Annotated in this window: 10 protein-coding genes; 8 read left to right on the plus strand and 2 right to left on the minus strand. The window is 47.1% G+C overall.

Annotated features, from left to right (window positions below; all coding sequences use genetic code 11):
* Positions 1-32 precede the first annotated feature (32 nt).
* Together mfd and J0M30_15525 are read right to left on the minus strand one after the other, a co-directional pair.
* The gene (mfd, locus tag J0M30_15520) at positions 33-3,431 is read right to left on the minus strand and encodes a transcription-repair coupling factor (GenBank protein MBN8668905.1); all 3,399 of its coding nucleotides are present in this window, start codon (positions 3,429-3,431) and stop codon (positions 33-35) included.
* Between the two features lie 131 nt (positions 3,432-3,562).
* Positions 3,563-4,000 carry a carboxypeptidase regulatory-like domain-containing protein gene (locus J0M30_15525; protein ID MBN8668906.1) on the minus strand — a complete coding sequence of 146 codons (438 nt, stop codon included), beginning with the start codon at positions 3,998-4,000 and terminating at the stop codon, positions 3,563-3,565.
* A gap of 108 nt (positions 4,001-4,108) precedes the next feature.
* Between J0M30_15525 and J0M30_15530 the strand changes: the two genes are divergently transcribed.
* The 8 genes from J0M30_15530 (at position 4,109) to J0M30_15565 (ending at position 13,136) form a co-directional block, all read left to right on the plus strand.
* Positions 4,109-7,891, plus strand: coding sequence for a S8 family serine peptidase (locus J0M30_15530; GenBank protein MBN8668907.1), 3,783 nt, complete (start codon positions 4,109-4,111; stop codon positions 7,889-7,891).
* 137 nt (positions 7,892-8,028) lie between these two features.
* Positions 8,029-8,748: an FAD-dependent oxidoreductase gene (locus J0M30_15535; GenBank protein ID MBN8668908.1), complete on the plus strand. Its 720-nt coding sequence runs from the start codon at positions 8,029-8,031 to the stop codon at positions 8,746-8,748.
* 128 nt (positions 8,749-8,876) lie between these two features.
* Positions 8,877-9,227: an NADH-quinone oxidoreductase subunit A gene (locus J0M30_15540; protein MBN8668909.1), complete on the plus strand. Its 351-nt coding sequence runs from the start codon at positions 8,877-8,879 to the stop codon at positions 9,225-9,227.
* The gene (gene nuoB / locus J0M30_15545) at positions 9,218-9,769 is read left to right on the plus strand and encodes an NADH-quinone oxidoreductase subunit NuoB (protein MBN8668910.1); all 552 of its coding nucleotides are present in this window, start codon (positions 9,218-9,220) and stop codon (positions 9,767-9,769) included. Before J0M30_15540 ends, nuoB begins: the two co-directional genes overlap by 10 nt.
* Positions 9,770-9,871: 102 nt before the next feature.
* Positions 9,872-10,330, plus strand: a complete 459-nt coding sequence (locus J0M30_15550) for an NADH-quinone oxidoreductase subunit C (GenBank protein ID MBN8668911.1) — start codon at positions 9,872-9,874, stop codon at positions 10,328-10,330.
* A 55-nt stretch (positions 10,331-10,385) separates the two neighbouring features.
* Positions 10,386-11,519 (plus strand): NADH-quinone oxidoreductase subunit D, encoded by a 1,134-nt coding sequence (locus J0M30_15555; protein MBN8668912.1) that lies wholly within the window; start codon positions 10,386-10,388, stop codon positions 11,517-11,519.
* Positions 11,520-11,589: 70 nt separating this feature from the next.
* Positions 11,590-12,666 carry an NADH-quinone oxidoreductase subunit NuoH gene (nuoH, locus tag J0M30_15560; protein MBN8668913.1) on the plus strand — a complete coding sequence of 359 codons (1,077 nt, stop codon included), beginning with the start codon at positions 11,590-11,592 and terminating at the stop codon, positions 12,664-12,666.
* On the plus strand, positions 12,654-13,136 hold the full coding sequence (locus tag J0M30_15565) for a 4Fe-4S binding protein (GenBank protein MBN8668914.1): 483 nt from the start codon (positions 12,654-12,656) through the stop codon (positions 13,134-13,136). The genes nuoH and J0M30_15565 overlap by 13 nt, the downstream gene beginning before the upstream one ends.
* Positions 13,137-13,294 lie beyond the last annotated feature (158 nt).

Genomic DNA, 13,294 nt, shown 5'->3' on the forward strand with positions numbered 1-13,294 from the left:
TTATGGTGGAAGGGAAGTGATTGCACGAAATCTTATCCTACCGTAAGCCTCATTTGCTTTAAAAACCTATGCATTTCTTCCATGGACTTAACAGGTTCGGCAATAAGGATGAACAACCGACCGGTTTGTTTAAGCCGGGCTTTGTTGGTGCCGGTCTGGATATAGGCCAGTATCCGATGGAAGGTATCCGATTCAAAATAGGGAGAATCGGGCCGGTTGATAAAGAAACACCGCAGGGTGGTATCTTTCAAACTCATTTTTTCAAATCCCAGTTCCACCGCCAGCTTACGGCAACGCACAGTCGTGAACAGATCTTCCACCGGGCGGGGAATAGGACCAAACCGGTCGGTCATTTCCCGGTGCATTTCCATCAATTCCTCTTCGGTTTCGCAGTTATCCAAACGCTGATACAGGGAGAGACGCTCGGTGATGCTCTCTACATAATCGTCGGGGATCAATACTTCCTGGTCGGTATCAATGGTACAATCCTGTACAAAATCATCCTGTTTGGAAATCTCTTCGCTAAACAATTCTTTGAAAGATGTTCGTTTCAGTTCACGGATAGATTCCTCCAATATTTTTTGATAGGTTTCAAACCCGATCTCTGCCATAAACCCACTTTGCTCGCCTCCCAACAGGTTGCCTGCTCCGCGAATATCCAGGTCACGCATGGCGATCTGGAAACCACTTCCCAATTCACTGTGTTGTTCCAGGGTTTGTAATCTTTTGCGCGAATCGGCAGGCAGGGTACTCATGGGTGGTGCCAGAAGATAGCAGAATGCCTTTTTGTTACTTCGCCCTACCCTTCCTCTTAACTGGTGCAGGTCACTCAACCCAAACTGATGGGCGTTGTTGACGATGATCGTATTTACATTGGGTATATCCACTCCGCTTTCAACGATATTCGTACTGATCAGCACATCATATTTGCGGTCAATAAAATCGAGGATACGCTCTTCGAGCAAATGACCTTCCATTTGCCCATGGGCATACCCTATGCTCAGGTCTGGACAAAGAGCCTTGATGATGGCCGCCATTTCGGAAAGACCCTGGATGCGGTTGTAAATAAAAAAGACCTGCCCTCCCCTTTCTGTTTCGTAATAGATCGCATCGCGAATGGCATCTTCATTGTACACCAACACTTCGGTTTGAATGGGTTGGCGATTGGGAGGCGGGGTATTGATGATACTCAGGTCACGGGCGCCCATCAAACTAAACTGCAGCGTACGGGGAATGGGTGTGGCGGTCAGCGTAAGACAATCTACGGTGGTCTTGAGGGTCTTGATCTTCTCCTTATGCCCTACTCCAAATTTTTGTTCTTCATCAATTACCAACAGACCCAGGTCTTTGTATTTAACTTCTTTGCCCAGTAAAGCATGGGTGCCGATAACGATATCGATCTTGCCTTCCTCCAGTTTTTTCAGGGTTTCCTTTTTCTCCTTGGCTGATTTGAAACGATTGACATAATCCACCGTCACAGGAAAATCCTGTAACCGGTCTTTGAACGTTTTATAATGCTGAAAGGCCAGGATGGTAGTAGGTACAAGAATGGCGGCCTGTTTGCCATCAATACAGGTTTTGAATGCGGCACGTACCGCGATCTCCGTTTTACCAAACCCTACATCACCGCAAACCAATCGGTCCATGGGGGAAGTGGATTCCATATCCTTTTTTACATCCGCCGTAGCCTTGGCCTGATCGGGTGTGTCCTCATAGATAAAGGATGCCTCCAATTCGGTCTGCATATAGTTATCGGGTGTATGCGAGAAACCTTGCTGTGCTTTACGTTTGGCGTATAATTTTATCAGGTCAAAAGCGATCTCTTTGACCCTTGTCTTGGTCTTTTCTTTAAGCCGGCTCCACGCATCACTTCCCAGTTTATTCACCTTGGGTACAGTTCCCTCCTTGCCGGTAAATTTGGCAATCTTATGAAGCGAGTTGATATTGACGTAGAGAATATCGCTGTCTTTGTAAATGATGCGTACAGCCTCCTGCATCTTTCCATTGGCTTCGATCTTCTGCAAACCACTGAAGACACCTACCCCATGATCGATATGGGTAATGTAGTCGCCTGGTTGTAATTCACGCAGGGTACGCAGGGTCAGGGCCTTATTTTTATTATATGCCTGTTTGACCTTGTATTTATGATACCGTTGAAATACCTGGTGGTCAGTATAACAGACGATCTTCTGGTCCTCGTCCACAAACCCTTCATGGATTGAACGGGCAATGGGATTAAAGGGGATATCCGCTTTAAGGTCTTCAAAAATGATCTGCAGGCGCTCGAGTTGCTTCGCGTTCTCGGCAAAAATATACAGGTCAAATCCCTTGTTTTTCCATCCCTGAAGATCACGTATGAGCAGATCGAATTGCCGGTTAAAAGAAGGCTGTTCGCGTGTATGAAACCCGATCACAAAACCCGGGGGTAGTAGCGTAGATGCCTGATGGCCAAACCCGATCGTATGTCTTTTTCCGAGGGAAATCATGGCCTCATCGGCTGAAATAAAATCAGTGGGCTTGCTTTCTTTTATCAGACTGCGATCGTCCTGGTTCTCCGGTGCACGTTGATAGCCCGGGCTGTCCATGAACAATTGGAATTCATCGGCACAATCGAGTAACCGGTCGTGCAGTATCTCTACATCCTGTACCCAGATAACTGTATTCTCCGGCAGGAAATCAAACAGAGAGACCTTGTCTTCTTCTTCATACCGGATATCAATATTGGGGATGATGCTGACCTGAAGAAGTTTTCGCTCACTCAATTGGGTTTCCGGGTCAATAATGCGGATGGAATCCACTTCATTTCCAAAAAGCTCGATCCGGTAGGGTTTTTCATTCCCATACGAATAGATATCAAGGATACCTCCGCGAATGGCAAACTGACCCGGCTGATAAACAAAATCCGTGCGTTCAAACCCCAGGTCTGCCAGTTTTAACAAAGTACCCTCCACATCCAGGGTATCTCCTGTTTTTATCAGCAGTATGCCTGCGCTGATCACATTGGGGACCACCACTTTTTCAAATAAAGCCTCCGGGTAGGTTACGATCACTTTTTTATTCACGTCCTGTCCGGTAGCCGCTTGTCCGGCAATCCGGGTAAGGGCTTCTGTCCGGAGCATGACATGGCTGCTGTTGAGCAGGGAATAGTTCTTTCTGTTTTTAAAAGAAGAAGGGAAATAGAAGATATCCAGCGCTTCCGTCAGGTTTTCCAGGCTATTGTGAAAATAGGCGGCATCCTCTGACTCGTTCAATACGATAAGATGATTGAGACCGGAGCAGGAAGCGTGCTTGAAAACGGCGGCCACCACAAAGGGGGCAGAGCTACCACGCAGATTTTCAAGATGTATGTGTTGAGTAGAGGCAAAAGATAACCTGTCCGTCAACTGAAAAAGACGGGGGGATTGCTGATACGATCCGAGAAGCGCTTCCAAACTGGTTTCCACTCGAGGGAGGGGATTATGAATTGTTAATGATCGATTACTGATTATCTAAAAGATTCCGGGTCAAAGGTAAACACAAGCCTGCACCTAATAATCAACAATCAATAATTAATAATCCCCGCTTAATAAGCGGCATCATAATCCACCCGCACATCGATCTCGGTAAAAACACCGGCTGTTACGGTCACCGGAGCGATATTGTTGAACTGATCAAAGGTATTCGCGTAAAAAAGTTCACCTTTCCGGGTAAAAATGGAGTAAGTACCCGGAGCCAGCTTGATCTTGAATCTGCCATCGGCATCGCTACGTACCTCTTTGATAAGCTTGGTGGAAATGGAAGAATAGAAAGGACCTCCGTCAACCGATTTTACCTGGTCACGGTTGGTGCTTTCATATATATAGAGAATTGTTTTCATGGGTTTTGGAGCCGGTGGAGGTATATCAGGTGAAGGCATTTGATTGCCACTCAGCCAGTAAACCTTTCCTTTGATTCCCTGTTTTTTACAAAAAGGGGCCTGGAGGAAGGAACTCATGAATATCAGGCTGGTTATCAGGGCCATTAAACGTATGGACAATTTAACCATCTTAACAAGTGTTTATTTATATTTATAGCTGATTTCAGATTAAACTTATCACTTATTTTTCATAATCATACACCTATAAAACGTATGCGCCGGATTTCTGTCTATTTGGCCTTGTGTCTCCAATTCCTGGCCTTTACCTCCGTGTCCTTTTCCCAGCAAACCACTCGTACGGATATCCTGCTTCAGGCGTCCAGGGAACAAGCGGCTTCTGAAAAGAAGACGTCAGAGGAATTGGTACGGTTGTCTCTTCAAAAGGGCTGGCCACTTACGTTGACTGGTCCCAACGGAAAATATGCCTTGCTGACCGGAGTAGACATGCTGGGGTATCCCATTTATACCACCACCGATAATAATATTCGCGCCGCGGCTACCATTCGTACAAACGAATTGTGGAATGGAGGAAGTACCGGTTTAAATCTGAGTGGATCCGATGCCAGTGTAAAAGGGAAACTTGGAATTTGGGATGGGGGCCGTCTTCGGAATACGCATCAGGAATTGACTGGTCGCATTACCCAGCGTGATAACCCTGCTTCAACCAGCGACCATGCCACTCACGTAGCGGGAACCCTGATTGCAGGCGGTGTCAATCCGCTGGCAAAAGGAATGTCGTATGGCATGCAGGAACTGATCGCTTATGATTTCAGCAGTCATATTTCCGAAATGCTTACAGAAGCTCCTAATCTGCTCGTATCAAACCACTCCTATGGCGCCATTGCTGGTTGGAGGTATAATGATGATCAAAGCCGTTGGGAATTCTGGGGCCAATGGAACACCAATGAGGATTATAAATTCGGGTATTATTCATCCGAGACCCAGCTTTTTGATTCGATCGCCTACAACGCTCCCTTTTACCTGATCGTTAAATCATCTGGAAATAATAGAAATGAAAATGGGCCTGCCGTTGGTGCCAACTACTGGCGCTATGATGCCAGCAATACAATGATCAATGCAGGTACACGTCCGGCGGGTATCAGCAGTAACGATGGATACGACATCATTTCCACCTATGGTACGGCAAAAAATATTCTTACAGTTGGCGCAGTCAATCCCATTGAGAATGGGTATGGCCGTCCCGAAGATGTAGTCATGTCCTCCTTTAGCAGTTGGGGTCCTACCGATGATGGCCGTATCAAACCTGATGTAATGGCCAACGGGGTCAACCTGGTATCTTCCATTGCTACGGCAGATAATGCCTATGCCAATTACAGTGGTACATCGATGTCCTCCCCCAATGCAGCTGGTTCTGTGTTGTTATTGCAGGAATATTACAAAAGATTACATCCGGCAAGTCCCTTTTTGCGGGCCTCTTCCCTGAAAGGATTGGTGATCCATACCGCCGATGAGGCGGGTCCCTCTGCCGGACCGGATTATCAAAATGGCTGGGGTCTGATGAATATGGAAAAAGCCGCCGCCGTATTGACCTCCAATAACACCAAGCAATTATTACAGGAGAATACGCTGAACAATGGCGCTACTTTCACCCTTCCCGTCATTGCTTCCGGTGAAGGCGTGTTAAAAGCTACATTATGCTGGACCGACCCCAAGGGATCGGTGGAAACAGTAAATATTTTAAATAATACCACACCCAAACTGGTGCATGACCTTGATCTGCGGATCAAATCAGGTCCTACCACTTATTTGCCCTGGATACTCGAACCCGCATCTCCTGCCTCCTCGGCTACAACGGGAGATAATTTCCGTGATAACGTTGAAAAAATTGAAGTGACCGGGGCTGTACCTGGTCAGGCATATACCATTGAAGTAACCCATAAAGGCACGTTAGAAAGAAGCAGCCAGGTCTATTCACTTATCGTAAGTGGTGTGGGTGGTACGGCCTACTGTGCTTCTGCCCCTTCCAGTACTTCAGGTGCGCGGATCGACTCTGTTTCATTTGGCAGCATGCAAAAATTAAATCCTGCGGGATGTACAGGCTATAACAACTTTACCAATTCAACAGCGGCGATCGAATCCAACACCTCTGTTCCCTATTATGTAAAAGTATCCAGTTGTGATGCCACCAGTACGGGTAAGATCGTAAAAGCCTTTATTGATTTCAATAACGATGGCGACTTTACCGATGCCGGTGAAAACATAGCTACCAGCGGAGTGATCAATGGAAATGGTTTCTTCTCCGGCAATGCGACTATTCCGGCTTTGACTTCGGGCAACTATACCATTATGCGTGTCATTGTTCAGGAAACCACGGATCCGGCCAATGTGAACCCCTGCGGTACCTATGCCAATGGAGAGACACAGGATTTCAGAATTCTGGTCAATACCGCTTCGAAGGATGTTGGTGTAGCCGGTATTGAATCTCCCACCAGTGGCAACTGTGCCGATGGTGTACAATATGTGTCGGTTAAACTTCAAAACTTTGGTCGTGTTGCACAATCTTCCATCCCCGTGGTGGTAACGATAAAAGAAGGATCAACCACCATTGCCAACCTGAGCGCTACCTACCCGGCCAGTATTGCGGCCTATGGTAGTGTGGTATATACCATGCAAACGCCTTTTGTTGCTGAGGCGGGTAAGACCTATACCATCACCGGCACCACTTCGCTATCCGGTGACCAGAACAGTGGCAATAACCAAAAAGAATCAACTGTAACCATTGCTTCCGCAGGCGCAGGGCCGGCAGGTCAGGCAGAGATCTGTGGCACAAGCACCGTTTTCCTGAAGGTAACCAGCCCGGTAGCTACCGATGTTTATACCTGGTATAGCAGTGCGGGGGCGACTACTCCGATCGCCACAGGGGCTAATACCAATTCAAGTGTGATCACAGGCAACTCCACCTATTATGTTTCCAAAAACGAACAAAGTAACCGGGTTGGCCCGGCCAATAAATCTGTATTCACCGATGGTGGTTACAATGCCTTTAGTGGAAACTTTGTCCGGTTTACCAATGATGTACCGGTGGTGATCAAAACAGCCCGGCTTTATATCGGAAACCCCGGAAAGATCACTTTCATTGTAGCGGATATTTCCAATTTCAATGAAACAACGGGTTCGTATAGTTACCTGCCGCTGGCGAGTAAGACGATCGATGTGTATGCCACCGATCCCACGCCGCAAGCGGGGGTACAAACCGGAAATGACCCTGCCGACCTGGGGGCTGTTTTCCAGCTCGATCTGCCCGTTACTGAAACCGGCAGCCATGCGATCATTGTACAATGTTCGGATGGGGCTACCATCTTCCGCAATAATAATATCGTATCGAACCCCTATCCATACAGCATTCCGGGAGTATTCTCCATTACGGGGAACAGTGCTGTGCAGGCCGGAGATGCGAATTTCTACCAGAAATTCTATTATTTCTTCTATGATGTGAAGATCGATGCCGGGTCCTGCCCCAGTGCCCGGACCGCGGTAGTGGCTACCAACGGGACCGCCCCAACGATCACAGCCAATGGCAATGACCTGACCACAGCATCTCCTGCGGTAAGTTATCAGTGGTACCTGGGCAGCACCCCTATTCCCGGAGCAAATCTGGCCATTTATTCCGCCACACAGAGTGGGTTATATAAGGTACAGACCACCGATGCTTTTGGTTGTCAGTTGTTCTCCAATGAGATCAACCTCACGGTAACATCCATTCCCGAATTGAATGCCGGGGAAATTGGCCTTCGTGCCTTGCCCAACCCGAACAATGGCAGCTTTGTGGTGGAGTTTAAAATGGATAAAAAGTCCGATATGTCCATTAGCCTTCAAAATATGCTGGGCCAGGATGTTTACCGTCAATTCTACCCTGATTTTATCGGCACCTTTAACCAGCAGCTCAATCCGGGCAAACTGGGGTCGGGTGTCTATTTATTAAGAGTGGACCATGGCGGGAAGGTCTATTTGAAAAGGATCATAATTTCTGAATAAGCTATTAGCTGTTAGCTATAAGCTAACAGCTTGTTTAAAAATATTTGGAAGTTTAAATAATTTATCTATTTTCAAGTGTTCGATTGCTTGCTACAAATGAAGGCGGTGCTTCGGTGCCGCTTTTTTATTTTTGTATTATGGCATTACTACCCTGGCAAAAAGGCATTATCACCCGTATAGAGGAAGAAACAGAAAGCACCCGGCGGTTTTGGATCACTGTCCCGGAATTAGACTCTTTTTCCTTCAAGCCTGGTCAATTTGTGACCCTCGACCTCCCCATTCATGAAAAGCCAAACAAGCGTTGGCGGAGTTATTCCATTGCCAGCTGGCCCGATTGCAGCAATACCTTTGAATTGGTAATAGTAAAACTCGAAGGCGGAGCGGGCTCCAGTTGGATATTTGAACAAGGTCAGGTAGGCCAGGAGGTGGTATTCCGGGGACCGCAAGGCGTGTTTGTCTTACCTGAAACCATTGAAACTGACCTGGTATTTATATGTACAGGTACAGGTATTGCCCCTTTCCGGAGTATGGTTCACCACATATTTAATCAGCATATACCCCATCGTAAATTATACCTCGTCTTTGGAACACGCAAGCGCGCGGACCTGCTCTATTTTGATGAATTGAATGCGCTCCAAAAGGCCCATCCCAGTTTTGAGTACCATCCTGTGTTGAGCCGCGAGGATTGGGAGGGGCATACCGGTTATGTACACACGGTTTATGAACAAATCTGTGCAGATCGTCAACCCACTGGTTTCTTTCTTTGTGGCTGGCGGAATATGATCGATGAGGCCAAAAAGCGAATTACCGAGATGGGATACGACCGAAAAGCCATTCACCAGGAGCTGTATGGATAACGACCCTTCCCTGTAGCCATCATTGAATCAATTCGTTCTGCCCCTGATTTTTTACATCTTTCACGCTGACATCTCTCATATTGTGTTTTAACCCATAGTTCCTATATTCGTGGGAAACCAAGTTGATTATGGGTGCAGGATCACTCATCGCCTTAATGATTGCCGCCATTGGTTTTTCCGGTGCGGCGATCCTGATTTCAAAATTCGTACTGAAGGCAACAACCAACCCTCAAAAAGCCGAGCCTTACGAATGCGGAATACCTACGCAGGGCCCCAGCTGGGTACAATTCAATGTGGGCTACTACTTATTCGCCCTTATCTTCCTCATTTTTGATGTTGAACTGATTTTTTTGTTTCCCTGGGCCGTCGTGGTAAAACAAGTTGGCTGGGTAGCATTCATTGAAATATTGATATTCTTTTTTATTCTCTTTATGGGGTTATTATATGCCCATAAGAAAGGATCATTGAAATGGAAATAAAACCAACGAATACAACAGAACCATTTCCCGGTATCGTACACCAAACCGCCGGAGGCGGTATTGTGGTCAGTAAAATGGATCAGGTGATCAACTGGGCCCGTAGCAACAGCCTTTGGCCACTTGTATTTGGTACGAGTTGCTGCGCCATTGAAATGATGAGTGCCGCTTCCGCGAAATATGACTGGTCGCGATTCGGATTTGAAGTGGCCCGGGCCACTCCCCGTCAGGCCGATGTGATCATTATTGCCGGGACCATCGTCAACAAGATGGCACCCGTTCTCAAACGCTTATATGACCAAATGGCCGATCCCAAATTTGTGATCGCCATGGGCGCCTGTGCCACCAGCGGAGGGCCCTTTTTCTATAATACATATTCGGTGATCAAAGGTGCAGACCATGTGATACCTGTAGATGTTTATATCGCCGGATGCCCCCCACGACCCGAAGCCCTGATCCATTCGCTGATCACTTTACAGGAAAAGATCAAAGGCGGAATGACAAGGGAACAGATTCGGGAAGAGATGAAAGAGACGGGGGCGTGAGAGGCGTGAGGCGTGAAGCGTGAGGCGTTAGGCGTGAGACTCAACTGACGACTCACGATTCACGACTCACGAAAAAATTAAATAAAAGACATTAAAGAACCTATGCTTCCAGAAGAACTCAAATCCTCCCTCACCACCCTCTCCCCTTCTGTAACTTTTGAAGAAGGAGGCGAGTGGTTGAATGTGGTGGTGGAGAATGGTGATTGGGCCAGATTGGCTCCGTTATTAAAAAATACGCCGGAGCTGGGTTTGGATTATTTGTTTTGCCTGACCTGTGTAGATTGGAAGACCCATTTAACCATGGTTTATCATTTAAGCTCTACCACGCACCGGCATTCGATCGTGGTGAAAATAAAGCTGGACAGAAATAACCCTGAAACAGAGACTGTATGCCAGATCTGGCGTACCGCTGAGTTTCACGAAAGAGAGGTATATGAAATGTTTGGGGTGAATTTTCGCAACCACCCTGATCTTCGCCTCCTGATATTGCCCGAAGGTTGGGAGGGAAAGAACCCAATGCGTAAGGATTTTGAAGATCCGGTGAATATGATCAAACTCTGATGAAAGCTATTAGCTGTTTGCTCTTTGCCAATAGCTACTTGTAATATGAAAAAGGATGTACACTGAAAAGACCATACAAAACGCCCCTGGTGATCTCGAAGGCAACAACCTCGTGATCAATATGGGCCCCCAACACCCGGCCACCCACGGCGTATTGCGCCTGGTGATTCATGTGAATGGGGAAACAATTCAAAAAGTAGAGCCACACCTGGGGTATATCCATCGTTCCATTGAAAAAATGAGCGAAAGCCTGACCTACCGGCAATTCATCTATGTGACCAGCCGGATGGACTATCTCTCCTCTCATATAAATAACCATGCCTGTGCCCTGGCAGTAGAAAAAGGGCTACAGATCGAAGTGCCTGCCCGGGCTCAATATATCCGGGTGATCATGGATGAACTGACCCGCATAGCCTCCCACGTTCTTTGGTGGGGAGCCATGGCCATGGATGTGGGTGCCTTAACCCCCTTCTTCCTGGCCTTCCGGGAAAGAGAAATGATCAATGATATCATGGAAGAGACCTGTGGCGCCCGGTTGACCATGAACTATATGGTGCCCGGCGGCGTGATGTATGATATCCATCCCAATTTTCAACAGAAGGTAAAAGAATTCCTGAAGCATTTCTATTCCCGAATTGACGAATATGACCAACTGGTCACGGGTAATGTCATCTTCCAGAACCGGATGAAAGGAATCGGGTATATCTCTAAAGAAGATGCCATCTCTTACGGCTGCTCAGGCCCTACTGCCCGTGGCAGTGGCGTTTCCTGTGATATCCGCAAGCTTTATCCGTATGAAATATATGATAAGGTGGATTTCAAAGAGGAGATCGAAACAGCCGGCGACAGCTTTGCCCGTTATCTGGTTCGTCTCCGCGAATTGCGCCAGTCTATGTCCATTGTAGAGCAATTGATCGATCAGATACCCGAAGGAGATTTTCAGGCCAAAACCAAAGCCGTATTGAAACTTCCCAAAGGGGAATTCTATACACGTGTGGAAACAGCCCGTGGTGAATTGGGTGTATATATTGTGAGTGAGGGCGGAACCACTCCTTACCGGATCAAGTACCGCTCACCTGGTTATTCCAATCTTTCTGCACTTGACCATATGGCCAGAGGTGCAAAGATCGGCGACCTGGTAGCGATGATGGGAACCCTGGATCTGGTAATACCGGATATAGATCGTTGATACAACGAGGAATTGTTTACTGGAAGCTAAAGGCCAATAGCAATTAGCTTTTAGCTTAATGAAAAATAAAATGCCAACATTAGAAAGCATATCCCAGAACGTACACGACTGGCTCTATCTCCAGTTTCATCCCACATTGGCTTTGATCATTGAGTTTGCGATCATCGGGGTATTGATCATTGCCCTTTTTTCCATGTTGGGTTTGGTATTGATCATGATGGAAAGAAAAGTATCTGCCTGGATGCAACTGCGCCTTGGTCCAAACCGTGTTGGCCCAAAAGGGATGTTCCAAACCGTGGCCGATACCCTCAAACTGATTGTCAAGGAAGGTATGACCCCGGCCAGTGTCGATAAATTACTCTTTAACCTGGCTCCTTTTATCGTTATGATCGTGGCCATGGTGATCATGGCGCCACTGGCCTTCTCCAAAGGTTTTCAGATCTGGGATATCAATATAGGTATCTTCTTTATTACGGCCGTATCCTCGCTTTCTGTGATCGGTATTCTGATGGCCGGCTGGTCAAGTAATAATAAATATTCGCTCCTGGGTGCCATGCGCAGCGGCGCACAGATCGTGAGTTATGAATTATCTGCCGGTTTCGCCATCCTCGTGATCGTGATCCTGACCGGCGACCTGCGTATAACAGAGATCGTGAATGCACAGGCCAACGGATGGTGGATCTTTAAAGGACATATACCTGTATGGATCGCCTTTGTGATCTTTATGATCGCAGTGACTGCGGAAACCAACCGGGCACCTTTTGACCTCGCTGAAGCAGAATCTGAATTGACCGGTGGTTTTCACACCGAATACTCCGGGATGAAATTCGCACTCTTCTTCCTGGCTGAATATGTAAACATATTTGTGGTTTGCGCCGTTGGAGCTACCATCTTCCTGGGTGGTTGGATGCCGCTTCATTTTGGCACCAACACCACTTTCAATATGGTCATGGATTATATACCGGGGATTGTATGGTTCTTTGGCAAGACCTTCTTCCTCATTTTTGTGATCATGTGGTTTCGCTGGACCTTCCCCCGTTTGCGGATCGACCAGTTACTGAACCTGGAATGGAAATACCTGCTGCCGATCAGCATGTTCAACCTGCTCTTAGTCACCCTAATCTCAATCCTGCAATGGCATTTTTAATAAAATATATTAAAGAAGTAGCATCCGCCGTTGGCTCTCTCTGGGCGGGCATGAGGCTGACCGGGAAATATGCCCTGCGGCATGGGAAGGAAAAACTGACCCAACAATACCCCGACAACCGGGTGGAACTTGTATTACCCGAACGATTCCGGGGAGAAGTGGTCATGACACACGATACCAACAACGAACACGCCTGTACCGGTTGTACCGCCTGTGAACTGGCTTGTCCCAATGGCACCATCAAGATCATTACCAAATTCGATATAAGCCCAGAAGGAAAAAAGAAAAAGGCACTCGACACCTTTATCTACCACCTCGAGCTTTGTACCATGTGTAATCTCTGCATCGAAGCCTGCCCGACCAATGCGATCAAGATGGCCCAAACTTTTGAACACAGTGTATTTGACAGAAATAAACTGACCAAGAAATTAAACCTGCCCGGATCGAAGATCAGGGAGGGAGTGGAGTGAGGGGAGGCGTGGGACGTGAGGCGTGAGGCGTGAGGCGTGAGACGTGAATGGTGAATAGTGAATAGTGAATGGTGAATATTATTGTAATAATAAAAAACTTGTATTAAAGCTAACAGCTAATAGCTATCAGCTATCAGCCTCTCTTCAAAAGCCAACTC

This window comes from Chitinophagales bacterium, assembly GCA_017303415.1.
GTDB lineage: Bacteria > Bacteroidota > Bacteroidia > Chitinophagales > Chitinophagaceae > SpSt-398.